A 25,580-nucleotide genomic window follows, 5' to 3' on the forward strand; every position below is an offset into this window, starting at 1 on the left:
GTTAGATCAGTTAGAGATGAGCCAGCTGATACGCCGCCATCGCAGGCAAGCCAGCTCCCACAGTTGATTGGTGTTGATCCACCTGACTAGGCCAGCGGACCACCGCGACCTCAAAGCCAGCGCAATCTAACTGAAGCACCTCGGTCCATGTGGGAGCTGGCTTGCCACAGTTGATCGCTGTTGAACCACCTGACCTGGCCAGCGGACCACCGCACGCACACTACTTGAATAGGAGCGTTACCCCTATGAGCGTGCACGAACTCAAACGTCCGCAGGCGCTGGAATGGCCTGCCGAACTGCTCGGCAACCTGCCCAAAGCCTTGGAGCATTTGCAGCACTGGGCGCAGCTCACCCCGCTGCACATCGCCCTGCGTCACAAGCGCCAGGGGCAGTGGTATGCCTGGCGCTGGATCGACGTGCTGCGCGACGTCGAGCGCCTGGCCGATGGTTTGCGCCAGCAAGGTTTCAGCGCGCAATCACGCTTGGCCTTAAGCGGCACGTTCGAGCCTGACCTGCTGCTGTTGGCGCTGGCCGCGCAGTCTGCCGGCGGGCAGGTGTTGACCCTGGCCGATGACCTGGAGCCAGAAGCCCTGTACCAACAGCTATGGCGCATTCACCCCAGCCATTCGTATGCCCAGGGGCGGCAGCAGGTGCGGCACTGGCAGTCCGCCAATCCGTTGGATTTCACCCAATTGCTCGGCCCGGCAGACCCGGCGCAACACCTGCAGCGCTGGTGGCAACCGAGCGGTGAAACCGTGTTGTGGAGCGAGGAGGGCACCCACTGGCAAGGCGGCCTGGCGGTAGTCCTGGAGCAATGGTTGAACAGCGGCCACGGCCTGGCTTTTCCGGAAAGCCCGGCCTCGGCCCGACGTGATCGCGGTGAGGTCGCGCCGACCGGCCTGCTGCTGTCCCCCGAGCGTTTACAGCACCTGGCCGACGATATCGAAAGCCGCATGGCGCCCCACGGTACCTGGCGCCGACGCGTGTGTGAGTGGGCCATCGCTCACCCGCAAAGTGGCCTGCGGCGCCTGTTGAAAAATCGTGTACGCAGGTTGCTGGGCTTCCAACGGTTGACCTATATCTGGCAGCCAGCCAGCGCGCAAAAAACCAGCCGCGATCCAGCATGGCTGGCTGAATTCAAACGGGACATCGCATGAGCCAGACCATTCTCCAGGTGCGCGAGATCTCGCTGTCGTTCAAAGGCGTCAAGGCCATCAATGCCTTGTCCTTTGAGGTGCAGCGCGGCGAAATCTGTGCGCTGATCGGCCCCAACGGCGCCGGTAAAAGTTCGCTGCTCAATGTGCTTAACGGCGTGTACCGCTTCGATGCCGGTGAGATTGTGTTTGAGCAACAACACTTGCACCGCATCGACCCTTTGGGTGCGGCGCGTCGAGGTATCGGGCGTACTTTTCAGAACAACGCACTGTTCAAGAAAATGAGCGTGCTCGACAACATCCTTACCGGCCTGTCGCGGCATATGCGCACCAGCTTTATCGAGCAAGCCCTGGGCTTGCCCCGCGCCCGCCGTGAGGCCGAAGCCTTTCGCCTGCGCGGCCAAGGCATCCTCGAATTCCTCGAACTGCAAGCGCACCGCGATGTGCTGGTGGGCAACCTCTCTTACGGTTTGCAAAAGCGCGTAGAGCTGGGCCGTGCCTTGATCGCCGGCCCCAGCCTGTTGCTGCTGGACGAGCCCATGGCCGGCATGAACGCCGAGGAAAAACAGGAAATGGCGCGCTTTGTCGCCGACGTCAACCGCGACCTCGGCACCACCGTGGTGTTGATCGAACACGACATCGGCGTGGTGATGGGCCTGTCCGACCATGTGGTGGTGCTCGACTACGGACGCAAAGTCGGCGACGGCACACCTGCGCAGGTGCAGGCCGACCCCGAGGTGATCGCGGCGTACCTGGGAGTTGCACACTGATGACGTTCTTCTTTGAAACCCTGCTCGGCGGCCTGCTCGCCGGCACCATGTACTCGCTGGTCGCCATCGGTTTCGTGCTGATCTACAAGGCCAGCGGCGTGTTCAATTTCGCCCAGGGCTCGATGCTGCTGTTTGCCGCGCTGACCTTTGTCAGCCTGCATGACCAGGGCGTGCCCTTTGCCCTGGCGTTGCTGCTGACGGTAATCGTGATGATCATCGTCGCCTTGCTCATCGAGCGGCTGGTACTGCGCCCGCTGGTGAACCGCTCGCAGATCACCCTGTTCATGGCCACCTTGGGCCTTTCGTTCATCATCGAAGGCCTGGCCCAAGGGCTGATGGGCTCGCAGGTGCGTGCGCTGGACTTGGGCATCGACGACGTGCCGCTGTTTGTCGGGCCGCTGATGCTCAGCCAGTTTGATTTGATCGCCGCGGCGGCTGCCGTGGTGCTGGTAACCGTGCTGGCGTTGCTGTTCAACAAGACTCGCATCGGTGTGTCGTTGCGCGCCGTGGCGGATGACACCACGGCGGCGCTGTCCATCGGCATCAACCTCAACCGTATCTGGCAGATCGTCTGGGCCGTGGCCGGCATTGTCGGGCTGGTGGCGGGGTTGCTGTGGGGCGCACGCCAGGGCGTACAGTTTTCCCTTTCGCTGGTGGTGCTCAAGGCCTTGCCGGTGTTGATCATCGGCGGCTTTACCTCGATTGGCGGGGCGATTGTCGGCGGGCTGATTGTCGGCGCGGCGGAGAACCTCGCCGAGGTGTATGTCGGCCCCCTGATCGGTGGCGGTATCACGCCGTGGTTCGCTTATGTATTGGCCCTGGCCTTCCTGTATATCCGTCCCGCCGGCCTGTTCGGCGAGCGCGCCATCGAGCGAGTCTGAAACCATGTCGATACCCGTTGTTCAAGAAACCGCGCCGTTATTACTGATTCAGCGGCGTTTGCCCTGGGGTCTGATCGGCTTATTGGCCGTGGCCTTTATCGGGGTGCCGCTGTGGGGCAATGACTATTGGCTCAATGCGATCCTGATCCCGTTTCTGGTGCTGTCGCTGGCCGGTCTGGGCCTGAATCTGCTCACCGGCTATACCGGGCAAACCTCAGTGGGCGCGGCGGGTTTCATGGCCGTTGGCGCGTTTGCCACCTACGGTTTTCTGCTGCGTCTGCCCGAGCTGGGCCTGCCGGTGGCGCTGCTCGGCGGTGGGGTGATCAGCGCGCTGGTTGGGCTGCTGTTTGGTTTGCCCAGCTCGCGGATCAAAGGCTTCTACTTGATGGTCACCACGCTGGCGGCGCAGTTCTTTTTGGAGTGGCTGTTCGTCAAATTCCCCTGGTTCTACAACTACGGTTCCTCCGGGACCATTTCCGCGCCGAAGCTTTCGCTGTTCGGCCATGACCTCAATACGCCGCTGGGCCGCTACTGGCTGACGTTGGTCACGGTGCTGCTGTTGACCTGGACTGCCATCAACCTGGTGCGCAGCCAGGTAGGGCGTAACTGGATGGCAATCCGCGACATGGACACCGCCGCCGCCGTGGTCGGTATCCCGGTAGTGCGCTACAAGCGCCTGGCCTTCGCGGTCAGTTCGTTCTACTTAGGGGTTGCCGGCGCGTTGTGGGCCTTCGCCTACCTGGGCACGGCCAGCGCCAGCAGTTTTGATATCAACCGCTCGTTCCAGATCCTGTTCATCATCATTATCGGTGGCATGGGCAGCATTGCCGGCAACTTTGTCGGCGCGGCATTCATCAGCTTATTGCCGATTTTCCTCAGCCATGCCGGGCAGGCGCTGTTCGGTGGCTCGGTGGATGCGGGGCAGTTGCAGAACCTGCAGAAAATCATTTTTGGCGTGTTGATCATCGTGTTCCTGATCAAGGAACCCGAAGGCTTGATTCGCCTCTTGCACAACCTGCGTGACCGTCTGCGGCAATGGCCGCTGCGTTTCTGACCTTGATGAGAACTCCTATGCGTACATCCTTGAAACGTTCCCTTGTCGGCGCTGCTTTTGCGTTGGCAGCTTTGGCCGGTGCTGTGCCCCAGGCAATCGCCTCGCCCGACCAGCAATTTATCCCGCTGGCCACCTACCGCGTCGGCGCCTATGCCTCCAGCGGCGTGCAGGTGTGGGCCGGGATGATCGACTACCTGCGTTATATCAATGAGGTCGAAGGCGGTATCAACGGCGTCAAACTGGTGTGGCAGGAATGCGAGACCGAATGGACGGCAGAGAAGGGCATCGAGTGCTACGAGCGCTTCAAGAATGGCCTGGATGGCGCGCCGGTCGCGGTCTACCAGCCTAACGGCGCACCGGCGGCGTATGCGCTGAGCGAGCGTGCGGAAGTCGACAAGATCCCGTTGATTACCCTCGGTTATGGCCGCACCGAAGCCACCGACGGCACGGTGTTTCCGTATAACTTCCCGGTGATGCTGACCTTCTACAGCGAAGCGTCCACACTGGTGAATTACATTGCCCAGCGCGAAGGCGGCTTCGACAAACTCAAGGGCAAGAAGATCGCCACGGTCTATCACGATTCGGCTTACGGCCGTGAAACCCTCGGCCCGTTGAAGTTACTGGCCGAGAAATACGGCTTTGAAAATATCCAGATTCCCGTGGCCGACCCGGGCAACGAGCAGTCGGCGCAATGGCGCCAGGTGCGCCAGGCCAATCCGGACTGGGTGTTTTTGCGCACCTGGGGCGTGTCCACGCCGGTGGCGGTGAAGACCGCTGCGCGCTTTGGCTTCCCGGTTGACCACATCATTGGCGATATCTGGGCCAGTTCCAGCGAAGACGTGCTGCCCGCAGGTGCCGCCGCCAAAGGTTACCTGGCGCTCACGCCTTACCCGGCAGGTGCTGACTTCGAGATCCATAAACGCCTCAAACAGTCCATCCTCGACAAAGGCCACAGCGACCTCAAGGACCTGAAAAACTTCGGCAGCGTCTACTACAACTCCGGCCTGGTGAACGCCGCCGTGGCGGTGGAAGCGATCCGTACCGCCCAGGCCAAGTTCGGCAAGCGCCCGCTTAATGGCGAAGAAGGCCGTTGGGGCCTGGAGCATCTGAATATCGATGACACGCGCCTTAAAGACATGGGCTATCTGGGCCTGATGCAGAACCTCAAGCTGTCGTGCCGCGACCACGAAGGCGGCGGCTCGGCGCGTGTGCAACAGTGGGACGGCGCCAACTGGACGCTGATCAGCGACTGGATCGCCGCCGACCGTGCGCTGCTGCGCCCGCTGATCGATGAAAAGTCCGCCGCGTTTGCCAAGGAAAAAGGCCTGACGCCGCGTACCTGCACCGGGGATGAATAAGCCATGAGCCAGCCCGCCGCTGAACCTGCGAGCCCGTCACTGTTAAACGTCAATGACATCGAAGTGATCTACGACGGCGCCATACTGGCGGTGGCCGGGGTCTCGCTGCACGTGCCCAAGGGCGCCATCGTGGCGTTGCTGGGTGCCAACGGCGCCGGCAAAAGCACCACGCTCAAGGCCATTTCGGGGCTGGTACGCGCCGAGCGCGCCGAAGTCAGCCGTGGCGTGATCGAGTATGCCGGCCGCGACCTGGCCGGCATCGACCCCAGCCAACGGGTGCGCCAGGGCATGGTCCACGTATTGGAAGGCCGCCATGTGTTCGGCCAACTGAGCGTGGAAGACAACCTGCGCAGCGGCGGCTTTGTGCGGCGCCTGAGCCGCCAAGACATGGAGCACGACCTGGAGCGTATCTACGCCTGGTTCCCACGGCTCAAGACCAAGCGCCACACCCGCGCCGGGCTGACCTCCGGCGGCGAGCAGCAAATGGTCGCCATTGGCCGCGCGTTGATGACTCGGCCGACTTTAGTCTTGCTCGACGAGCCTTCCATGGGCTTGGCGCCGATGATCGTGCAGGAGATTTTCGCAATCATCGCCCAGCTTAACCGCGAGCAACAGGTGAGCTTCCTGATCGCCGAGCAGAACATCAATGTCGCGCTCAACTATGCCTCCCACGGCTATGTGCTGGATACTGGGCGCGTGGTTTTGAGCGGCAGTGCGGCTGAACTGCTGGCGCGGGGTGATTTGCATGATATTTATCTGGGCAAACAGTAAGGGCGAATGTGCATGACTGAATCCATCCGCAACGCTGATGTGCTGATCATCGGCGGCGGCTTGAGCGGCACCATGCTGGCGGTGCAACTGCTGCGCCAGCCTGGCAAGCGGCAGATCCTGGTGATTGAGCCACGCGAGGAGCTTGGCCGTGGCGAGGCCTACAGTGCCGTCGAACTGGGGCACACCCTGAACGGCAATGCGGCGCGCATGAGTGTCGACCCGGACAACCCCGATGACTTGACCCAATGGCTCACCGACTACATCGGTGCTGGGGGCTGGCCGGAGTCGAATCAGCAGCCTGTACCCATCAGTGAGTTGTTCCCGCCACGCGGGATTTTTGGCGTGTATGCGCAACAGCGTCTGGCTGAGGCCAAGGCGCTCTCGGCTTCCACGGTCGAGCATATTCGTGCCGAGGTGGTCGACCTGCAAGTGGATGCCGACTCAACTCGGCTGACGCTGGATAACGGCCAACAATTGCGCGGTGCTCAGGCCGTATTGGCCACTGGCATGTTCCCGGCGGCACGCACGCCGCAGACCGAATCCAGCGGCTTGAATGCAGCGGCAGTGGACCCGTGGGACGTCAAGGCCATGCGCCAGATCGAGCCGCAGTCGACGGTGCTGATCATCGGTTCCGGGCTTACCATGGTGGATGCCGTGGTGTCCCTGGAACAGGCCGGTCATCGCGGGCCGATCGAGATATTTTCGCGCCATGGCCTGCTACCCCATGTGCGCCGGCAACCGCCGAGCTGGGTGGACTTCCTCGCCGACGACCACAACCTGCGCAGCCCTCGACAGTTGCTGCGCGAGGTGCGGCGCCAATGCCAACTGGCGGTGGAACAGGGCATTGATTGGCAAGCGCCGCTGGACACGGTGCGAGCGCATATCGGCCGCTTGTGGAGCCAGGCCAGTGAGCGCGAGAAACGCCAGTTCGTGCGCCATGTAAGGCCGTGGTGGGAGAGCCATCACCATCGCTCGCCGCCATTGAGCGCGCAGTTGGTGGCGCGGTTGCATGAAGCAGGACGGTTGCGGATTCAGGCGGCGTCGTTCAAGGGGCTGGTGGCGTCGGACAACGGCGTGACGATCAAGCTGCGACGGCGCGGCGAACAAGCTGTCACCCAGGTGTCGGGTGCTGCGTTGATTAACTCCAGCGGTATTGAGTACGACTGGCGGCGAGTGGCCAAACCGCTGCCGCAGCAGTTGCTCAAACGTGGGTTGATCAAGCCTGGGCCGTTGGCGTTGGGAATTGCGGCGGATACATCAGGTGCAGTGCTGGATGCTCAAGGCCAGGTCAGCCAACGCCTGTTTGCCATGGGCCCGCCCTTGCGGGGGATGTGGTGGGAGAGCACGGCAGTCACCGACGTGGCGATTCAAGCCAAGGCCCTGGCCGCCAAACTCACCTCAGCATGAATGTGGGAGCTGGCTTGCCTGCGATAGCGGTGGGTCAGGCACAGCTGTTCTAACTGACAGTCCGCCATCGCAGGCAAGCCAGCTCCCACCTTTGGATCTCCAGCTATTTTGATGTTTTTACAAACCCCGGCTTGAGCCCAAACACCTCGACACCTTCGGCGGTTGACTGTCCTGTGGTGACTTTCACCCGCTCAACCGGCTTATCCATCGCGGCCCGATATTCCACGCTCATGTCCGGCTGGATCGCCTGGCTCGGCACCACAATCGCCTGCGCATTGTTGTAGGTGACGATGGTCAACCGCGCACTCATCCCCAGCCGCACCCGCTGCAATTGCTGCGCAGTGAGCGTGGGGATCGACAAGGTGACCGGAAACTGCGCGCTGCCCTGGCTATCGCTGGCAATCGCCAGGCCGCTGACCACGCTGACGGAGCCGGTCAGGCGCTCGCCGTCAAAGCCATCACCCATCACTTCCACGGCCTGGCCCTGATGCAACTGGTTGATGTCCAGTTCCGACACCTTGGCGACAATTTTCAGCCGTTCGATATTGGCCAGCCCGAACAGCACCTGCCCCTGGCTGACCTTGCTGCCGGCCTGCACCGGTGCGTTGTTATTGGCTCCCCCTGGCGAGGAGTTATTGCTGCCCGGCGCCGGCACGACGATGCCGGAGAAGGGCGCCTTGAGCTCTTGGCCGTCGAGCAGCTTGTGCAGGGCGTCGTATTTCACCGTGGCGTTGGTCAGCTCCATCTCGGCGATTTGTCGGTATTCGCCTTTGCCCTGATCTTGCGCCTGCTGCAGCTCGCTGCGGGCCGAGGCCAGGTCCAGTTGTTGCTGTTGGGTCTGCTGCTTGAGATCGTCCAGCTCGTTGCGCGGGATGATGCCGCGCTTGAACAGGTTTTCACTCTCGGTGAGTTTGCGCTGGGTGTTGCCGGCGGTCATTTCTGCGGTGCGCAGGCTGCGGCGTGCGCGGCTGACGGCGGGGCTGCTGTCCCAGTCTTGCATCTCTTGCACGGTGCGTCGGGCCTTGAGCTGGGCGGAAAGCGCGTCGCGCAGTTGCACTTCGAGGGTGGAGGGGTCCATGCGCAACAGTACCTGGCCGGCCTCGACGCGTTGGCCTTGTTCAACCAGGTTGACCAGCACATTGCCGTCGAACGGCGCGGTGAGGGTGATGGTGGTGTCGGGTTCGATCTTGCCCACCAGGCCTATCTGGTGCACCAACGGGTCGGGCTTGACTGCCAGCCATTGCTCGGTTGCGGCCGGCTGATCGGTAGCCGGGCTGCGCAGGGCAATGCCTGCGCCCGCCAACAGCACGACGATCACGGCACCCAGCAGGTATTTTTTATTAGTAGTCATTGAGGGCGATTTCCCAACTTTCCAGCGTCATGCCCAGGGTCAAATCGAGCTGGGTCTGGGCGTTCAGATAAGCGATCAGTGCATTGAGCCGCGCGTTTTCGGCGTTGCGCAGGTCAGTTTCGTAACTCAACACCTGGAAGTTGGTGGAGCGCCCGGCACTGAGTTTTTCCCGCTCGATTTCGATCTTGCGCCGCGACAGCTCGACGGCGCGCTGGGAAATTTCATATTGGCGCCAACGCGTGCCCAGGTCGCGCACCACGTCGTTGACACTGCGTTCCAGTTCCTGGCGCGCATCGGTGATACGGATCTCCTGGTCTTCCACATTGACCCGCGCGCGCACCTCGGCCTGGCGGGTGCTGATGTCGCCGATGGGAATCTGCACCTGCACCCCGGCGTAGCTGTTCCAGGTGCGGTTATTGTTGTTGCCGCTGTCATTGTTGCTGTAGGCATCGCGCAGCTGGTTGGCGCCTGCCACCAGGTCCACCTGCCAGCGCCCGGAGTCTTTGGCGATCACCAGGTTGAGGTCGGCCTGTTGGCTGCCGAGCAGGGCGGCGAGGTACTCCGGCTGCTGGGTCTGCGCCAGGCTGAAGGCCTGGCGTTTGTCGATGGTCATCGGCTTGGCTTCCAGGGCTTCGCTGGCGCGGATCGGCGTCGACAGGTCCAGCGCCAGCAGGCGCAGCAAGGCCAGGCGGCTGGTGTCGAGTTGGTTCTGGGCCTCTTCCACGCCCAATTGCTGGGTGGCGATATCGGCTTCGGTCTGCACGATTTCGAACTCAGCCATGCGCCCCGCGCTGATCAGCGCCTTGTTCACGTCCAGCAAGGTGTTGGAGCGCTTGAGTGCGTCCTGGACGATGCTCAACTGCTCTTGGGCGCGCAGCAGTTCGCGGTAGGTGGCGATGATCTGGCTGATGGTCTGCGCCACGGTGGCCTTGAGGTTCAGGCGGTTGGCCTGCTCCGACAGGCGCGACAGGCGCAGCGGCGCGGTGGTGGCGTCCCAGCCGCCGCCGCGCATCAGCGGTTGGATCAGCGTGAGGTCGAGGCCGTCGCTGCGGTAGCGGCCGGCGCGGTCGGCGTTGTTCAGTTGTTGGGTCCAGGCCATGCTCAACTGGGTGCCGTACTCACTGAGCAAGGTCGCTCTCGGCGCCAGGTTGGCATTGCGCGCGTTGTCGGCCGAGCCGCGACTTTGGCGGTAGTAACTGTTCAGGGAGAGCTTGGGGTTGAAGGTGTCTTCGGCCACCCGCAGGTCGAACTTTTGCGCCACGCGTTGCAGGTACGCGCTGCGGATCGCCGGGTTTTTGCGCAGGCCCAGGTACACCGCATCACCCAGGGTCAGCGTCGTGACCTGGTTATTGAGCGACACACTGCGGTCATAGCCACTGCGGGTGGTGCTCGGCGCCGATGGGTTGATCACCACATCGGCGGCCATGGCTGGCAGGCTTGCCAGGGCGAGTAACCACAGCCATTTATTCATCGCGCAGGGCCTCCACCGGCTGCAGCCGCGAGGCCGAGACCGCCGGGTAGATGCCAAAGAACAAACCCACCAGCAAGGTGCTGCCCACCCCCAGCGGCAGGGCGGCGGCGGCCAGGGCAAATTCCCAGCCCGACAGCCAGGCGTAGAGCCACGCGGCGGTCATGCCCAGCACCGCACCGCACAGCGCACCCACCGCCGTCAGCGTGACCGCTTCGAGCAAAAACAGATTGCGGATGTCACGCTGGCGCGCGCCCAGGGCCATGCGGATCCCGATTTCGCGGCGGCGCTCCGAGACATTCATCAGCATCACGTTCATCACGCCGACACCGCCACCGACCAGGGAAATCGCGCCCAGCGCCAGCAGCAAGTAGGCGAACGTGCGGCTTTGCCGGGTCATGCCATCGATCATTTGCTGGGGCACCTGAATGTCGACATCGTGGTCGGTGAGCTGGCTTTTCAGGGCAATCGCGGCCTCACGGGCGATGCGCTCCATGTCCTGGCCGGGTGCGGCGCGGATGATCACATTGCCGATCTGCGGCGTCGGGTAGATGCGCCGCATGCCTTCGGCGGGGATAAACAGCGATTCGTTGGCCTGCACCGGCATCAGCATCGCGCGGGGTTGGTTGTGCAGGATGCCCACCACCAGGAACAGGTAATCGTTGATACGCACACGGTCGCCCAGCTTCAGCGGGTTGCCCGGCGTGCCCAAGGCCTGGGCGACTTGATCGCCGATCACGCCGTAGGTTTCGTTGGCGTCGAAGGCGGACAGAAATCGCCCCTCGCGCAGGGCCAGGCGCATGGCGTCCTTGATATCCGCGGTGCTGCCGACGAAGTTGGCGTTGGCCGTGCGGCCTTGGAACACCAGCGGCCCGCTGAACAGGCTGAGCGCGCCGATATGGGCAATGCCCGGCACCGCCTGGCGCACCGCGTCCAGGTCAAGGCTGGCGCGCATCGGTGCATTGCTGTTGCCTTTGGACGGGAACTGGGCGATCAGGGTGTCGGTGCCCATGTCCTTGAAAATCATCGCCGCGTCCACCGCCGCGTTATGGCCGATATTGATCAGGGCCACCACCGATGAGCTGCCGATCACGATGCCCAGCAACGCCAGGATCGAACGTTTGCCCAGGGTGCGCAGGCTCACAAAGGCTTCATGCAGCAGTTGGCTCAGGCTCTGTTCGACCCGCTGGCTCATAGGCGCCCAGCCTCATGCACCACGCCATTGCGTACCAGGATCTTGCGCTCCAGGCGCTCGGCGATGTGTGCATCGTGGGTGACGATAATCAGCGTCACCTGCTGCTCGCGGTTCAGGGCCAGGAGCAGGTCCATGATCTCCTGGGCAGTGGTGCTGTCGAGGTTGCCGGTGGGTTCGTCGGCGAGGATCACCGACGGCTTGCCGACCAGCGCGCGGGCGATCGCTACGCGTTGGCGCTGGCCACCGGAAAGATCGGCCGGGCGGTGGTGGGCGCGCTCGGCCAGGCCGACTTGCGCGAGCATGCGCAGCGCCTGTTCCACCGACTCATGGCGCGACACGCCACGGTAACTGAGGGGCAGGGCGACGTTGTCCAGGGCACTGAGGCGGGGCAGCAGGTTGAAACTCTGGAACACAAAGCCGATCTGCTGGTTGCGGATCGCCGCCAGCTCATCCGGCGTGGCGCTGAAGATATCGTGGCCGGCAAAGTGGTACTGGCCGCCGTCGGGCAAGTCCAGCAGGCCAAGAATATTGAGCAGGGTACTTTTGCCGGAGCCTGAGGCGCCGAGAATGCCGCAGCTGTCGCCGGGGGCGATGGACAGGCACACGTCATTGAGAATCGACAGGTGTTGCCCGGCGAGCTGATAGCTCTTGCCGATGCCTTGCAGGGAGATCAAGCCTGGGTGCGCGGGGGTATCTGTCATCATGACTACGCCTGCAGTCTCGACGCTATCGCCACGCCCCCGGCAAAGCCTTGTAACAAGTTCGGGAACTGCCTGATACGCGCCACGGACTGGTTTTATTTCTTGTTTTTAAAATATTGTTTGAATAGTAACCGCGATCAACGCGCTTCGCCAGCCATGGATGTAGAGCGGTTTCACCTCTTGTGACGATTTGCCGGTCGTTCGGCTGCGGCGCCTGAAAATCCCTTCGGCTACCCTCGACAGGCCTGTTTATACAGGCCTTTCGTAGCATGGCGCAGTGTCACTACTTGCTTTCGAAGGGCTGCCCCGGTATAAAAAATCAAATTATTTTTTAAAACAATATTTCCCACGTGGAACCTTTCATGGTCGCGAAGAAACTCAGCGCTCCAAACGTTACCAAGACTCGACTGCTGGATGCGACAGAGGCTCTTTTCATCAAATACGGCTATGACGCCGTGTTGCTCCGGCAGATTACCGAGCGCGCCCAGGTGAACCTGGCCGCCGTGAACTACCACTTCGGGGACAAGGACTCCCTGATGAAAACCCTGCTGATGCAACGCCTGGAGCCGCTCAACGAGCAGCGCCTGGAGCTGCTCGCGCGCTGCGAAGCCGAGGCCGATGGCCCGCTCGACTGCGACACCTTGCTCGGCGTGCTGTTCGCCCCGGCCATGGGCCTGGAGCGCAGTGATCCGGCCAGCGGGGAAGGGCGATCATTTATCCGTTTCCTGGGCCGGGTGTACAGCGACACCTCGCCGTTTATCCAGGAATACCTCAAGGTGCATTACCAGCCGGTGTTCCAGCGCTTCTTCGAAGCCTTCGCCCTGGCCCTGCCGGATCTGCCACGCAATGAGCTGGGCGTGCGCCTGCAATTTGCCCTCAAGGCGATTTCCGGGGTAATGGCCGGCACTGAACTGCGCCTGCTGATGAACTCCATGAGCCTGGGCCGCCCGGCCACGGATGCCGAGGTCATGGCCAAGCTGATCACCCTGGTCTCGGCCGCAATTCGCGTACCGCAGCAAAGCCCCGAAGCGGAAACCGCACTGGCCAAGGTGCTCGACACCCAGCGCGCCATTCGTGAACAAGCCGCACCGCCTGCCACCAAAGCCGCGCGTTAAAAGCCCAAATCCAAGACAAAAAAAACCCGCTGGGGCGGCGGGTTTTGATGTGCAGCGTTTGTAACGGATGAGGCTTCACCCTACGGCTGCGGATGTGAATAAATCGTGAAAAAAATGTAAGAAAATGGCTGGGGTAGACAGATTTACGCTGGTCGCGTGGTCTGTCGGATTTTACCTACGCACCAGCCACTCGTCGCTACTGTCAGTTCTGACAGTAGATTTGCCGATTGCTCCAAGCGCCTTATTTACCTTGCTCGTCGCGCCATTCCTGCGCGGCCCTGACCCAGCAAGGTGATAGTTATGTCTACCCCTCCAGATAACTTTGACGAACTCGATCCTGGTCCATATCCGGCGTACCCCCCCGTAGACCTGAGCAAAGAGAAATATGAGGACGCCCCAATAGGTCTGGGCCGTAGTGCTTTGATGCCCAAGTCCTATTGGGCTTTCGAGCCTTGGACTCAGTGGGGGCCGGGTGACTACACCGGCCTGCGTATTAAAGACCTCACCCGACCTATAGCCTCAGGTAACCACTTTACTCTGGCAGATCGATACTTTGTGTCTTTCGACGCAGACCAACTCGAAGACGGAACCCATGAGTACTACGGTCGGGTCTTACGAATTGCTTCAAATAATGAGAGCCGTTCAGTTATTAAAAAGATTCTGTGCAAACAGAGTATTCCGGGTGGGCGCGACCCCAATGACCAAGAGCCTTGGCATAGCGCTTTGTTAATGTGGTTTGACAACCTGCCGGAAGGATCAGCTATCACCCCTGATCTTGTGGACGATGAAGCTCCGGACAAGCCAAGATATATTCGAGTCTGGATTCAACCGTATCCGAACATTCGCAAGAATGACAGAAACTTCATCTACGTTGACGGACATGTTCATGAACACATTGTGACGCCGGAGCAGGCCTCAGGAAATAAACGATACAGTGTGGATATCCCCGGTAAAGTTTTTAGAAGCGTCACTAAAGATGGGACTTTCTACGTTCGCATGGGGGTCAGAGACGTGGTGGGGAATGAGCCGGAGGGCAAATACACGCTTTCCAAACCCTATCCACTGCGTAATGAGCTCAAAAGCACTTTGCTCAATATGCCCATCTTGACGTTGACGGGCGATGAACTGTCCGAGGAGGTTTCCACCGTCGACCTCGATACGCAAGGCGCCGCTCAATACCTGGTGTTAATCGCTCCACCCCGCAGAACAACGACATCCACTACACGAAACAAGATCATTTTGGTTTTGGATGTTGAACGGGCGGACAAAACTACCTATACCTTACGTTTGCCGGCGATAACTGACAGGAACGTACAGTCAGAGTCGATCCCTCTTAGTAGTGCCTTTTTCAATGATATCGGACGTGGCCGGTTCCGTCTGTCGTGGGAGTTACATAGTTATAACGGTACAAAGATAGAATTTTCGCGTAGCTATTCGATTGATGTGATCGGGACACCGACACGGATGCCGCGACTCAAGCTGGACCCGTATCAGGCCGGACTGATTCCGCGCGACAGAGATGTTGAGTCTGAAATGCCTATTTACTCACCCTATGCGTCTTCCAGCCGTGAGACCATCTATTTACGTACAAAAGGCGACCATAACGGTGCGCAAGTTGTGACTTACAGTCAATTGGCCGGGCCGGAGGGTGGTAAACGCCTTTTGCCTAAAAAAGATCTAAAAGTATTTGAAAATAAAGGCGTCTTTGAAGTTTTCTACGAAGTTAACGCTGGGTCAGGAAAACCACCTCGCCGTTCAGAAATAGTGGAAGCTGAGATTGGCGAGGGGGGTGGAGATCTACCGGCTGCCTATATTCAAGAGGTTAAAGAAAATTATACGAACTTTAACTTGGACCTGAATGATTTAAGTGGTTATGACGTGGATGTGTTTTTCCCTTGTGCGGATACGGTTGAGCATGATGAGTTGCACTATAATATAATAGGCGGGTCTCCAAGGAGTTCGTCGCAAGGCATTATTACTATTAACAAAGCGATTGAAGGTGCCGCCTTGCTGGAACTGGCGACGCCTATTCCATACGACCTATTTGCAGCGAATCTCAACGGTGCCGTGGATATCTCCTATAGCGTGGTAACCCCAGGTTCGCCACCTATCATCCGACGTTCGGCGGTGCTCAGAATCAGTATTGGCGAACCGGTGGAGCTCCAGACGTTTAAACTGGTGGAGGCCAGTGCGACCGACGACACGATATTTCCAAGGGCTCTCATCAAGGGAGGGAATTTGGAGATGACGTATTTTAAACCGATCAAAGGCGACACCGTCACTTTTACCCTGGAGGGAGAGTTTGGCATCATGCAGCACAAGGAAGTGGTGGCAGTTAATCCTAAGAACACCGTTTTCAAATCGCACGTTCCCATTGAGGTGATTACGAGGGGCTTGCGCAACGATGGCAATAATATAGTCATGAACTGTACGGTTGCACGTGGGCCATTCAGATACATGTTTGAGACCTTGCGTCTACGGTTGTTGCCCGTACAAAATCTGCCCAAGCCAATCATTCGTGGTTATGCGGACACGACGGTCTTGCCGCTTTATCAACTCATTGGTGGCGCGAGCGTCGATATTGCGCCACCTTGGCCGTTCATGTTTGCAGGTCAGCCTGTGTGGCTGGATCTCTCGGGTGTCGATAGTAATGGGGATAAATATCACAGGCAGTTTTATGTCGCCAATTTGATAACCGAGAGTGACCTTGGCAAAGGAATTTTCGCGCCCCTGCCGATTGATGAAATACTTCAGCTTGAGGATGGCTCCGTATTGGATATCAAATTCTGGTCGAGCTTTCCAGGTATTCCTCTTCTGCAAACAGCGACATTTTTCGGCGAGACGTCCTATATCATCCAACAGCTCCCTGCCGAGCTGGCCTTTCCCACGCTTGTTGGTGCTGCCACTATTGCACAAGAGACAACGGTTGATCCGTTGGCTATTGAAAAAACTACCAACGTTAAAGTTGCGTATAAAGGTATGCTCGTCACCGATGAGATCGTGTGCAAATGGATACTGGAGAATGGGTTGGTATTCGAAGAGAAAATTAAAGGTCAGGCAAGTGGCTCAGTAATAGCTGACTTTACGAAGCAGCAAGCAGTGCACAATAGTGTCAACAGTAGGGTGCAATTGATGTACTCGGTCAAGCGTGGTGATAAGATCACTCTGTCGACGGTTCAAACGGTAGCCGTCGGTACGATTCCAGCAGCCAGTCTTCCGAAGGCAATGGTTAATAATCAGGCTGGTGGGACGGTAATTGATTTGAATACATTCGTCGGTAATGCGCGATTCGACATAGCCAAGATGCCTTTGTGCAAGGCGGGGCAACTGATATGGGTAACCTTTATTGGCGGTGGCAAGTCGGTGGAGGTGGTGTCGGCTCATGAAATTACTGAGGCTGAAGTTGCCGGCGGCTTGTTAAATCAGCCGGTAGTGCGTGGTGTGTTGACTGCGTGGGCTAATAATACGGCCTTTGATGTGGAGGTTAGGATTGCCTACGACGGCGGCATAGAGAAGTTCCGAGCATTTGTGTTTTCGTTAGTGCGGTACACTAAGTCTGATTCGTTTGCGGCGTTGACGACTAGTTTTATGTACGGGCTCGGTCCTTGGTCGCCAGGCGTTAACGCAGATCGACATACGTTCACAGGGTCTGGCCTGAATATATGGACTCATGCCGACAGGTCGAATTATGCAGGTGTCGTAGTAGCCGCATATTCTAATTTTAATGTTGGCCACAGATACCGGGCTTCATTCTATGTATTCAATTTTTCTCCGTCGGGAGGAATAAATGTGGATCCGGTTCTCGCGATAATGGTCGGCGGTGTACAGTATTCCAGTTCGGTAGCGCCGCCAAAAAATACGTGGTACACGCTTTCCGTTGACTTCGCAGTTTCGACGAATGGAGCAAAGGCTGTTGCTCTTCAAAATCACCAAAATAGTGGCTGGGGTAACGATTTCATCGTTCACTCGGCCTACATTTCTCGCCTGACATGATCCTGCCTCGCTGAACAATCGGGACAGCTCTACCTAACCGTAGGCTGTCCCTTTTTGCACCACTCAAATCTTCCAATGACTTGCCGTCTTCGCCAGCAATTGCCGCATCGCCTCCACATTGCCGACCAGTTGCAACGTCAACAACCGATACCCATCCAATGCACTTTGCACCGGTGCATCCAACCCAGCTTCATCCGCTGCGTGCACCGCAGGCCGCTCCAGGCGCTCGGTAAACCCGGATTTCAGTGCGCGCGCCATCCCCACCAATTGCACGCGAATCTGCCGGTGCTCGGCCTTTAACATCACTTGCATCCGCGCCATTGCCTGCTCATCACGCGGGTCCGGCCGGGTGTTGCCAAGAATCTCCAGGGTACTGATGCACATGCGCAGGTGCCGTTGAATCATGTCCAGCTCGGTCATCGAGATACGCACTTCCTTGGACACCGAAGGCATCAGCGAGCGCAGTTGCAGTATGGCGGCATTCAGGCGGTTGAGCAGCTTGAAGTGTTCATCGTCAGTGACTGACTGGCCGTTGATGATGCGGCTGTAAATCGCTGCACAGTCGCGCAGTGCGCTGGCCATGTTGTAGCGCCACGAATACACCGCGTACAGCGGCAGGGCAAAGGAAAACGCCAGTGCCAACACGATGCCGATAAGGATATCGACGGTGCGCCACAAGCCATCCGAGATCGGGTTGTCGCCGTGGCCGGCGACGATAAACACCGTAATCGCCGACAGCAGCGCGATGTAACCGCCCTTGCCGATGGCGTGATAGGAAAAGAACCCGCACACCACCGACATCAGCAGATAGGTCAGCAGCGGTATGCCGAAATAGGCCTGTTGCACCACCAGCAGCAGGCCGACGCTGGCACCGATCAGGGTGCCGTAGGCGCGCTCCACGGCTTTTTTGCCGATATTGCCGTGGTGCTGCAAGCCGCCGATCACGATCAGCATGGTCACCGAGGCCCACTCGCCGTGGGGCAGGTTGATGCCGGTGGTGAGCAGGATGGTCGCCAGCAGGCCGATGGACACGCGCACGGCGTGGATCAGCTTGGCGTGGCGATAGCGGCGGTAGGGGTCGAGCAAAGGGCGCAGCAGGCGCCGGGCGAAGAAGGGCAGGTTCATCGGTATTAAAGTGGCCTCATTATGCAGGGTGGACCGGATCGCGTGTGGGAGCCGGGCTTGCCCGCGATGCAGGCACTTCGGTCTTTCAGTCAGACCGCAGTGATGCTATCGCAGGCAAGCCAGCTCCCACTCTGACCTGTTTATACAGGGAGCGGCGCTGTCTTCAGAAAATGTAATCCGTGGTCAAGAAACTCGAATCTCGATTACGCAAAATATCGCTGACCAACGCCTTGTTGCTCTCCTGGAACTTGGTCGCCACCAACGTGCGGATCGAGAACACGCGCAGCGCGTCATGCACCGACAGCGTGCCCTCGGCCGAGTTCTTGCGCCCGTTGAACGGGAAGGTGTCCGGCCCGCGCTGGCACTGGGCGTTGATGTTGATACGCCCGACCTGGTTGGCAAAGGTGTCCACCAGCCGCCCGACTTCCACGGCGTTGGTGCCGAAGATGCTCAACTGTTGGCCGAAGTCCGAGTCCAGTACGTATTCGATCACGGTCTCCAGGTCACGGTACGGCACGATCGGTACAACCGGGCCGAACTGTTCCTCGTTGTAAACGCGCATTTGCGGGTTCACCGGGTACAAAACGGCGGGGTAGAAGAACGAACCGCGACTTTCGCCGCCATTGGGGTTCACCACCTTGGCGCCGTGCTGCGCGGCGTCGGCCACCAACGCGTTGAGGTAATCGACCTTGCCGACTTCCGGCAACGGCGTCAGCGATACGCCGTCTTCCCAGGGCATACCGGGTTTGAGCGTCGCCAGTTTGCTGTTGAATTTCTGGATGAAGCTGTCGACTACCGCTTCGTGTACAAACAGGATCTTCAGCGCAGTGCAGCGTTGGCCGTTGAACGACAGGGAGCCAGTGACCGCTTCGCTCACGGCATTGTCCAGGTCGACCTCGGGCAGCACGATGCCGGGGTTTTTTGCGTCCAGGCCCAAGGCTGCGCGCAGGCGGTGTGGCTTTGGATGCAGTTTTTTCAGGTCGCTGGCGGCCTTGTTGGTGCCGATAAACGCAAAGATATCGATTTTGCCGCTGGCCATCAGCGCGCTGACGGTTTCGCGGCCGCTGCCGTAGATCACGTTGATCACGCCGGCCGGGAAGCTGTCGCGGAACGCCTCCAGCAGCGGGCGAATCAACAGCACGCCGAGCTTGGCCGGCTTGAACACCACAGTGTTGCCCATGATCAACGCGGGGATCAGCGTGGTGAAGGTCTCGTTGAGCGGGTAGTTGTAAGGCCCCATGCACAGCGCCACGCCCAGTGGCACGCGGCGGATCTGGCCGAGGGTGTCCTGTTCCAGCTCAAAGCGGCTGCTGCGGCGATCGAGTTCCTTGAGGGCGTTGATGGTGTCGGTGATGTAGTCGCAGGTACGGTCGAATTCTTTCTGCGAGTCCTTGAGGTTCTTGCCGATCTCCCACATCAGCAGCTTGACCACCGCGTCGCGCTGTTCGCGCATGCGTCGTAAAAAGGCTTCGACATGCTGGATACGTTCGGCCACGCGCATCGTCGGCCATTCACCCTGGCCGCGGTCATAGGCGCGCACGGCGGCGTCCAGGGCGGTGAGGGCGGTGTCGGCATCCAGCAGCGGCGTGCTGCCGATGTGTACGCGCTCATCGCCCAGTTGCACCGGGCTTTGCACCTTGGCCAGCGGGCCGTTCCACACCTGCAACTGGCCGTCGACCAGGTAATCACGCTGTTCGATGGGCGCGGCCAGGCGGAATTGCTCGGGAATTTCGCTGGCGGCGGTGGGAAACAGCTGGGCGAGCAGGTTACTGGTGGTCATATCGCTACCCCTGGAATAGTTGCAAAACATGACTAGAGAGTCACCCATCCAAGGGCTGTGTGGCAAGCGCCAGACGCGTTACGAAGGCGCGCACGCACTCGCCGGCCGTCAGGCTGCCGATGCTCACCAACACCGTCAGTGGCAGGAACGCCACGCCGGTGCGCAGCGGCGAGACGCCCAGAAATACAGGCTGAGTACAAACAGCAGGCCATACAGCAGGCCGTGGCGCACGCCTGATTGATCAGCGCCAGGGATTCGCGTGCGGTGCGGGTCACGCCCAAAGGCTGGGGCGCAGTTCAAGGCGCAATTGGGCCTGGAACCGCGTGATCTGGAAAACCTTGAGCAAAAGCCCGCGCTGGCCGGTTAAACTGCGCGGCTTTTCAGAAGGAGTTCACATGAGTCACTACCAGCCGGGCATTCTTGCCGCACCGGTGCCGTTGCAGGCACGCCATCTGTTTTTTGCCGTTGATGCACTGGCAGCCGTACCCGCCGCGTTAGACGCGCTGGTGCAGTTGGCGGACGCGGGCGCAGTGGTCGGTGTTGGCGAGCCGCTGGTAACTTCGCTCGGCGCGCATATTGAAGGGCTGCGCGCATTCCCCGCCGTTACTGGCCCAGGCGCCCATAACCCGTCCACCCAGCAGGCGTTGTGGGTGTGGCTGCACGGTGTGGATCGCGGTGAACTGCTGCTGCGCAGTCGCGCATTTGAAAAGGCCCTGGCTCCGGCATTCCGGCTGGTGCAGATGACCGAAGGCTTCCGCTACAAGACCGGCTTCGATCTGACCGATTACGAAGACGGCACCGAAAACCCCCACGCCGCCGCCGCCGTCGAAGCCGCCCTGACCGACAGCGGCGCCAGCTTTGCCGCGATCCAGCAATGGCAACACGACCTCGATGGTTTTGCCGCGTTGCCCGCCCAGGAGCGTGACCACATCATCGGCCGCCGCCATGGCGATAACGAAGAGCTGGACGACGCCCCCGAATCCGCTCACACCAAGCGTACCGCCCAGGAAAGTTTTACCCCGCAAGCCTTTGTGGTGCGCCGCTCGATGCCGTGGGCCGAGAACGGCCAGGCGGGGTTGATGTTCCTGGCGTTTGGGCATTCCTTCGATGCGTTTGAAGCGCAACTGCGGCGCATGAGCGGGTTGGAAGACGGGATTGTGGATGGGTTGTATCGGATCAGTACGCCGCTGACCGGTGGCTACTACTGGTGCCCACCGGTGAAGGATGGGCATTTGGACGTGAGCGCACTCGTCTGACCCCCCAGATCTGAAACAGTGTGGGGGGCTGTGGCGAGGGCGCTTGCTCCCGTTCGACTGCGCAGCAGTCGCAGCTATCCTGGGGGCGCTTCGCACCCCAGCGGGAGCAAGCTCCCTCGCCACACAAGCCAGCTCCCACAGTTTGATTGTGTGGGGGCGTAGATCACGCCACCCACTGGCGCTTATCGTCACCATCCACCGACGGCTTCATCACCTGCACCGGCTCGGGTTCCAACCAGGTGGGCGCGACGAACCGATAACCCAGGCCCGCTGCGGTGGCGATGTAGAACGAGTCATCGTCGCCCAGCGCGCGGCGCAGGGTCTTGATCTGTGTGCGCAGGTTGCATTCCTCCACCACCAGCCTGGGCCAGGCGATGTCGAGCAATTGGTGTTTATGCAGCAATTCACCAGGCCGGGAGGCGAGGGCGATCAGCAAGGTCAGGGCGCGGTTGCCCAGGTTCACGGGTTGCCCATGCTTGAGCAGCAGATAACGGTGGGGCAGCAGTTGGAACGGGCCGAAGTGAATGCCGAAAGAGGCGTCATCGGTGAGGTGGCTGCGAGTCGAGTACGTCATGTCAGTTAACCTTTGTGCGTGGACATTGCAGCCCGACGCGGCTCCTTTTTACGCCGGGTTGCCAGGGAGAGTCAGGTGTTGATCGCCGGGATCGGGTCAGCCGGATAATCGCCATCCATCGTCGGGCCACCGGTGAGGCCGTATTGCTGCAGCACAGGTGTCAGTTGCCCGTAGAAGGCGTCTTGCGCCTTGCCATGGGCATCGGCCAGGGCGAACGGCAGGAACGCGCTGCCGATACCCCCGAGAATCGCCGTGGCGCCGCCAAGGATGCCGCTGATGGTGCCGGCCACTGCACCGATTTCGGTGGCGCCATACAAACCGGCACCGGCTTCCACCAGGCCGGCGACGGCCGCACCTGTGCCGAGCACACCGGTGGCCACCGAGAAACTGCCGGTGAGGTAGTCGCCTTTTTTCAAGGAGTCGACGCCGCCGATAATCCCGATCACGCCGCCGATAATGCCGCCGGCCGAACCAATGATCTTGCCCGCCGCGCCGATATTGGCGATCTGTTGCGCCGACAGCGGGCCTTTGCCCACCGGCACTTTGCCGGGGAAATCGCCAATGGTGCCGCCGTCCGGGCGGTTGACCCAGGTGACGCCATAGCCGGCTTCCTTGGCGTATTTGGTCCCGCCTTCGAGCAGCAACCCGGCAAATTGCAGGCCCGCCGATACGCGGTTGGCATCCGCCACCGGGGTGGTGCTGCCGCTGGCCGAACGCGCCATCAGCACGCCGCTCATCAACACCGCGCTGCCAATGTGCAGCAGGCCTTGCTTGAACGCCGGGCTGACATCCCCGAATTTCATACCTTCGATAGCCTTGGGCAAGGCATCGGCAATCTTGTTGCCCTGACGGCCGATGTCCCATACCGACCGCAGCATCGACACCACCTGTGCCGGGTCGATCTTGCCGCCGTCGGAGGTGGTGAACATCGCGGGGTCTTTTTGCTGCGCGTCGTTGATCGCAGCGGTGACTTTGGCGTCGTCGAAGTTGCCGTTGCCATCGCCGAGCGTGACGTTCAACGTGTCGGTGGTCGCACCGCCGAGCAACGCATCGCCGAGGTTTTCGTTGAAGTTGACCTGCAAGGTCGCCGCGTCATCCGCCGTGGCCTTGTCACCCAGAAAGGCCTGGGCCGACGCGGTGCTGGCGGCGAAACTGCTGGCCGCTACGGTCGGGTCCAGGCCACCGGCTACCGCATCGGTGAAGGCTTTGCCGGTCACCAGCTGGTTCTTGTAGTAGCTGAGGATCGCGTCACTTTGCCCGGCGTTGGCCGCCACCTTGGTCAGGTCCACATGGCCGTTGCCCCCCAGTGCGAGGTTGGCGATCGTCGCGTCGTTGGCGGCGTTTTGCAGGCCCATGCCCATGTCGATCTGTTTGCCGTTCTGGTCCTTGGCATTGAGGTTGTCGTTGAGGTTTTTGCCCGACTCGATGCCACCTTCAAAGTAGTTCTGCATCGCGACCTTCATGCTCGGGTCGCTGCTAACGATATCCCTGAGCGCGGGGCCGCGATTGTTCTGCAGGAAGCTTTGCACATCCGGGTCTGCCGACAGGGTCTCGATGCCGCTTTGCAGCTGCGCCTTGATCTTGTCTTCGTTGGGGTTCAGGCCCCAGTTGGGCGAGGTGTACTTGTCCATCAAGCCTGCGTTGCCGACGTAGTCGCTGACCAGCAGGCGGGTTTGTGCATCGGTCAGTTGCACCATCACGGCGGCTTTTTGTTCGCCGGTGTAGTTCTGCGGGTTGGCAAGGATATCGGCGGTGAGCTTGGAGGTGTCCACACCGGCGACGGCATCGCGGGTGGCGGCGCCGTCGAGGAAGGTCAGGGTGTCACTGTCGTTTTTCGGCGCCTGTTTCTCCAGCCATGCGCCGATGTTGTCGCGGGTGCCGATGTTGTCGGGTTTGCTGGTGGCGGGGTTGTCACCGCCGGTTTCCAGGGCGTGGAACAGACCGGGGCGCGACCACATTGCTGCAGCGCCGGTCAGCTCGTTGCTCAAGGCCGAATCACTGCCCAGGGCTTGCAGGTTATCGGGGCGGATCATGCCGTCGTTGCTGCGCTGGTTATCACCTGGACGCATGGCAGTGCCGGAACTGGCGACCAGGCTTTCGTTGGCCATCACGATGGCGGCGGACTTGGCGTTGGCCTTGGCCAAGTCGCCTGGGTGGCTGCCCATAAAGCTGCCATAGGACTTCGCCGCCGCGCCGATATCGCTGTTGGTGTTGCTGATGAAATGGTCAACGTCGGAATGGGTAATCACATTGTCAGCTTTGCCGCGACCACCGCTGTCCAGCGCAGCCATCAGGTTCGGGCTGCTGGCCACGTACTTGAGCACGGCCTGAGCCTGGGGCGGCAAGGTGGTCGGCGGGTTGGCAAAGTCGATCGGCGCGCCGTGCAGGCCCCAGGCGTCCCAGTTCTGCGAGAGCAATTGTGCGGCGGCGCGCGGGCGGTTCAGGTCGAGTTCTTCTTTGGTCGGTGTCGTGCTGGTGTTGCCAGTGATGCTGTTCCAGTCCTTGGCGCCGGACACGCCGAACGACGAGTTGTCGACCCACGAAGTATCGCAGGCGCCTGCCGCTCCAGTAGTGCCGGCGTAAAGCTTGGCGACTTGGTCGTACAGGCCAGGGGTGATGTCCTGGGACACGATCACTTTGTCGCCGGACGCGGTCTGGTAGCGGATCAACCCTGGCCCGACTTCCTCGGGCGGGCCGATATGGGTGGCTGGGTCGATGCTCTCGTCGGCACCGGCCAGGCGATAGCCTTCGGCGCCGCTGGCATTGATTGCCGACAGCTTGGTGAAGTCGCCGCTGACCTGATCGAACAGCTGCGGCGTGTCTTTCTGGCTGACCACCACCTTGTCACCCGAGGCGGTCTCATAGCGGATCAGCCCGGGGCCGAGTTCAGTCGGGCTGCCGATGGCCGTGTAGTTGCCCAGCCCCGGCGCCACGGTGCTCGCATCGGCCTGGGTGTAGCCGGCCGCTTTACTGTCACTGAGGTTTTTTTCGAAGCTCGCATCGTTCTGTTGGGTGTTGTACTGGTTGACCAGTGTTTCGTAGAGACGCGGGTTGTCGCTCTGCTTGAGAGTGACTGGCTTGTCGCTGCCCAACGGTGTGTAGGTGATGCTGTTGTTCACCGGCGCCTGAACGTTTTGATAGGGCAGTGGGATCGACGGGCCACGGATCTTCGACGGGTCGAAGGTCGGCTGGTTGACGGCGGTGTACAACGCGGTTTCGAATTTTTTCTGCGAGCCGTCTGTGCCCGGTGTTTGCGCAGGGTCACGACTACTTGGGATCGCTGGCATACATGCTCACCTGGAAGTTGTTTCATATATCAGGGCCTGCACACTGACTATTTAGCTATTAGTGCATCTGTACTAATCAGGCGCAGGAAATTAGTTGCCCGCGAGCATTAAGGTCGCTCGCGCCGAGCTATGAAACGCGATGAGTAAGTCGCTTTTGTTACAAATGGAAATATCTGCGAAGTTGGGCAAAAGGCTATTAGCGAAAAATGTGAAGTCGATACAAAAAAGACGTCGACGTCGTGACGGACTGCGCGTTTTTACGCTGTAAACCTGCCGGCTATTGTTCAAGAGAATGTCGGGGTGTGCGTGCAACGCCGCGTAATAAGGGGCTTTGGCCTTG

At 60.3% G+C, this 25,580-nt stretch carries 18 protein-coding genes; 10 read left to right on the forward strand and 8 right to left on the reverse strand.

Features of this window, described 5'->3' with window-relative positions:
* The first annotated feature begins 245 nt into the window (after positions 1-245).
* The 7 genes from HBO23_RS29840 to HBO23_RS29870 are packed head-to-tail and all read left to right on the forward strand — an operon-like array spanning position 246 to position 7,395.
* Entirely contained in the window at positions 246-1,157 is a 912-nt protein-coding gene (locus HBO23_RS29840; protein ID WP_099550534.1) for an AMP-binding protein, read from the forward strand.
* A complete protein-coding gene (locus HBO23_RS29845) occupies positions 1,154-1,924 on the forward strand; it encodes an ABC transporter ATP-binding protein (protein ID WP_099550533.1) in 771 nt (256 codons plus the stop codon). The genes HBO23_RS29840 and HBO23_RS29845 overlap by 4 nt, the downstream gene beginning before the upstream one ends.
* Positions 1,924-2,805 carry a branched-chain amino acid ABC transporter permease gene (locus HBO23_RS29850; protein ID WP_170040695.1) on the forward strand — a complete coding sequence of 294 codons (882 nt, stop codon included), beginning with the start codon at positions 1,924-1,926 and terminating at the stop codon, positions 2,803-2,805. The genes HBO23_RS29845 and HBO23_RS29850 overlap by 1 nt, the downstream gene beginning before the upstream one ends.
* Positions 2,806-2,809: 4 nt before the next feature.
* On the forward strand, positions 2,810-3,859 hold the full coding sequence (locus HBO23_RS29855; protein ID WP_170040696.1) for a branched-chain amino acid ABC transporter permease: 1,050 nt from the start codon (positions 2,810-2,812) through the stop codon (positions 3,857-3,859).
* A gap of 17 nt (positions 3,860-3,876) precedes the next feature.
* Complete coding sequence (locus HBO23_RS29860) at positions 3,877-5,217, forward strand: ABC transporter substrate-binding protein (protein WP_169988213.1); 1,341 nt, start codon at positions 3,877-3,879, stop codon at positions 5,215-5,217.
* Between the two features lie 3 nt (positions 5,218-5,220).
* Positions 5,221-5,988, forward strand: a complete 768-nt coding sequence (locus tag HBO23_RS29865; protein ID WP_017137550.1) for an ABC transporter ATP-binding protein — start codon at positions 5,221-5,223, stop codon at positions 5,986-5,988.
* Positions 5,989-6,000: 12 nt separating this feature from the next.
* The gene (locus HBO23_RS29870; protein WP_170040697.1) at positions 6,001-7,395 is read left to right on the forward strand and encodes an FAD/NAD(P)-binding protein; all 1,395 of its coding nucleotides are present in this window, start codon (positions 6,001-6,003) and stop codon (positions 7,393-7,395) included.
* A gap of 103 nt (positions 7,396-7,498) precedes the next feature.
* On the opposite strand, the gene HBO23_RS29875 is transcribed toward HBO23_RS29870, so the two are convergent.
* From HBO23_RS29875 to HBO23_RS29890, 4 genes are read right to left on the reverse strand one after another with little or no spacing between them, the layout of a single operon-like run.
* Positions 7,499-8,746, reverse strand: a complete 1,248-nt coding sequence (locus HBO23_RS29875; protein WP_170040698.1) for an HlyD family efflux transporter periplasmic adaptor subunit — start codon at positions 8,744-8,746, stop codon at positions 7,499-7,501.
* Entirely contained in the window at positions 8,736-10,217 is a 1,482-nt protein-coding gene (locus HBO23_RS29880) for a TolC family protein (RefSeq protein ID WP_099550528.1), read from the reverse strand. Before HBO23_RS29880 ends, HBO23_RS29875 begins: the two co-directional genes overlap by 11 nt.
* On the reverse strand, positions 10,210-11,409 hold the full coding sequence (locus tag HBO23_RS29885; RefSeq protein WP_170040699.1) for an ABC transporter permease: 1,200 nt from the start codon (positions 11,407-11,409) through the stop codon (positions 10,210-10,212). The genes HBO23_RS29880 and HBO23_RS29885 overlap by 8 nt, the downstream gene beginning before the upstream one ends.
* Entirely contained in the window at positions 11,406-12,113 is a 708-nt protein-coding gene (locus tag HBO23_RS29890; protein ID WP_017137555.1) for an ABC transporter ATP-binding protein, read from the reverse strand. Before HBO23_RS29890 ends, HBO23_RS29885 begins: the two co-directional genes overlap by 4 nt.
* A gap of 359 nt (positions 12,114-12,472) precedes the next feature.
* Between HBO23_RS29890 and HBO23_RS29895 the strand changes: the two genes are divergently transcribed.
* On the forward strand, positions 12,473-13,225 hold the full coding sequence (locus HBO23_RS29895; protein WP_170040700.1) for a TetR/AcrR family transcriptional regulator: 753 nt from the start codon (positions 12,473-12,475) through the stop codon (positions 13,223-13,225).
* Positions 13,226-13,525: 300 nt separating this feature from the next.
* The gene (locus HBO23_RS29900; protein WP_170040701.1) at positions 13,526-17,218 is read left to right on the forward strand and encodes a hypothetical protein; all 3,693 of its coding nucleotides are present in this window, start codon (positions 13,526-13,528) and stop codon (positions 17,216-17,218) included.
* A 63-nt stretch (positions 17,219-17,281) separates the two neighbouring features.
* Here HBO23_RS29900 and HBO23_RS29905 read toward each other — a convergent pair whose 3' ends face one another.
* Positions 17,282-18,343 (reverse strand): FUSC family protein, encoded by a 1,062-nt coding sequence (locus HBO23_RS29905; protein WP_017137558.1) that lies wholly within the window; start codon positions 18,341-18,343, stop codon positions 17,282-17,284.
* A gap of 163 nt (positions 18,344-18,506) precedes the next feature.
* On the reverse strand, positions 18,507-20,123 hold the full coding sequence (locus HBO23_RS29910; RefSeq protein ID WP_138449200.1) for an NADP-dependent glyceraldehyde-3-phosphate dehydrogenase: 1,617 nt from the start codon (positions 20,121-20,123) through the stop codon (positions 18,507-18,509).
* A gap of 395 nt (positions 20,124-20,518) precedes the next feature.
* Here HBO23_RS29910 and HBO23_RS29915 point away from each other — a divergent pair, with 395 nt between their 5' ends.
* On the forward strand, positions 20,519-21,379 hold the full coding sequence (locus HBO23_RS29915; protein WP_017137561.1) for a Dyp-type peroxidase: 861 nt from the start codon (positions 20,519-20,521) through the stop codon (positions 21,377-21,379).
* Between the two features lie 163 nt (positions 21,380-21,542).
* Here HBO23_RS29915 and HBO23_RS29920 read toward each other — a convergent pair whose 3' ends face one another.
* Both HBO23_RS29920 and HBO23_RS29925 read right to left on the reverse strand, forming a co-directional pair.
* A complete protein-coding gene (locus HBO23_RS29920) occupies positions 21,543-21,953 on the reverse strand; it encodes a winged helix-turn-helix domain-containing protein (RefSeq protein WP_138449202.1) in 411 nt (136 codons plus the stop codon).
* A 71-nt stretch (positions 21,954-22,024) separates the two neighbouring features.
* Positions 22,025-25,240 (reverse strand): type III effector HrpK domain-containing protein, encoded by a 3,216-nt coding sequence (locus HBO23_RS29925; RefSeq protein WP_170040702.1) that lies wholly within the window; start codon positions 25,238-25,240, stop codon positions 22,025-22,027.
* Between the last annotated feature and the right edge of the window lie 340 nt (positions 25,241-25,580).

This window comes from Pseudomonas sp. WS 5532 (assembly GCF_012985445.1).
Taxonomy (GTDB): domain Bacteria; phylum Pseudomonadota; class Gammaproteobacteria; order Pseudomonadales; family Pseudomonadaceae; genus Aquipseudomonas; species Aquipseudomonas edaphica.

What these genes read in the sequence shown, in the direction of transcription:
- HBO23_RS29895 (WP_170040700.1), top strand. Translation starts at nt 12,473, where the DNA reads ATGGTCGCGAAGAAACTCAGCGCTCCAAACGTTACCAAGACTCGACTG.
- HBO23_RS29900 (WP_170040701.1), top strand. Translation starts at nt 13,526, where the DNA reads ATGTCTACCCCTCCAGATAACTTTGACGAACTCGATCCTGGTCCATAT.
- HBO23_RS29905 (WP_017137558.1), bottom strand. Translation starts at nt 18,343, where the DNA reads ATGAACCTGCCCTTCTTCGCCCGGCGCCTGCTGCGCCCTTTGCTCGAC.
- HBO23_RS29840 (WP_099550534.1), top strand. Translation starts at nt 246, where the DNA reads ATGAGCGTGCACGAACTCAAACGTCCGCAGGCGCTGGAATGGCCTGCC.
- HBO23_RS29925 (WP_170040702.1), bottom strand. Translation starts at nt 25,240, where the DNA reads ATGCCAGCGATCCCAAGTAGTCGTGACCCTGCGCAAACACCGGGCACA.
- HBO23_RS29860 (WP_169988213.1), top strand. Translation starts at nt 3,877, where the DNA reads ATGCGTACATCCTTGAAACGTTCCCTTGTCGGCGCTGCTTTTGCGTTG.
- HBO23_RS29850 (WP_170040695.1), top strand. Translation starts at nt 1,924, where the DNA reads ATGACGTTCTTCTTTGAAACCCTGCTCGGCGGCCTGCTCGCCGGCACC.
- HBO23_RS29880 (WP_099550528.1), bottom strand. Translation starts at nt 10,217, where the DNA reads ATGAATAAATGGCTGTGGTTACTCGCCCTGGCAAGCCTGCCAGCCATG.
- HBO23_RS29915 (WP_017137561.1), top strand. Translation starts at nt 20,519, where the DNA reads ATGAGTCACTACCAGCCGGGCATTCTTGCCGCACCGGTGCCGTTGCAG.
- HBO23_RS29885 (WP_170040699.1), bottom strand. Translation starts at nt 11,409, where the DNA reads ATGAGCCAGCGGGTCGAACAGAGCCTGAGCCAACTGCTGCATGAAGCC.
- HBO23_RS29890 (WP_017137555.1), bottom strand. Translation starts at nt 12,113, where the DNA reads ATGATGACAGATACCCCCGCGCACCCAGGCTTGATCTCCCTGCAAGGC.
- HBO23_RS29910 (WP_138449200.1), bottom strand. Translation starts at nt 20,123, where the DNA reads ATGACCACCAGTAACCTGCTCGCCCAGCTGTTTCCCACCGCCGCCAGC.
- HBO23_RS29845 (WP_099550533.1), top strand. Translation starts at nt 1,154, where the DNA reads ATGAGCCAGACCATTCTCCAGGTGCGCGAGATCTCGCTGTCGTTCAAA.
- HBO23_RS29855 (WP_170040696.1), top strand. Translation starts at nt 2,810, where the DNA reads ATGTCGATACCCGTTGTTCAAGAAACCGCGCCGTTATTACTGATTCAG.
- HBO23_RS29870 (WP_170040697.1), top strand. Translation starts at nt 6,001, where the DNA reads ATGACTGAATCCATCCGCAACGCTGATGTGCTGATCATCGGCGGCGGC.
- HBO23_RS29865 (WP_017137550.1), top strand. Translation starts at nt 5,221, where the DNA reads ATGAGCCAGCCCGCCGCTGAACCTGCGAGCCCGTCACTGTTAAACGTC.
- HBO23_RS29920 (WP_138449202.1), bottom strand. Translation starts at nt 21,953, where the DNA reads ATGACGTACTCGACTCGCAGCCACCTCACCGATGACGCCTCTTTCGGC.
- HBO23_RS29875 (WP_170040698.1), bottom strand. Translation starts at nt 8,746, where the DNA reads ATGACTACTAATAAAAAATACCTGCTGGGTGCCGTGATCGTCGTGCTG.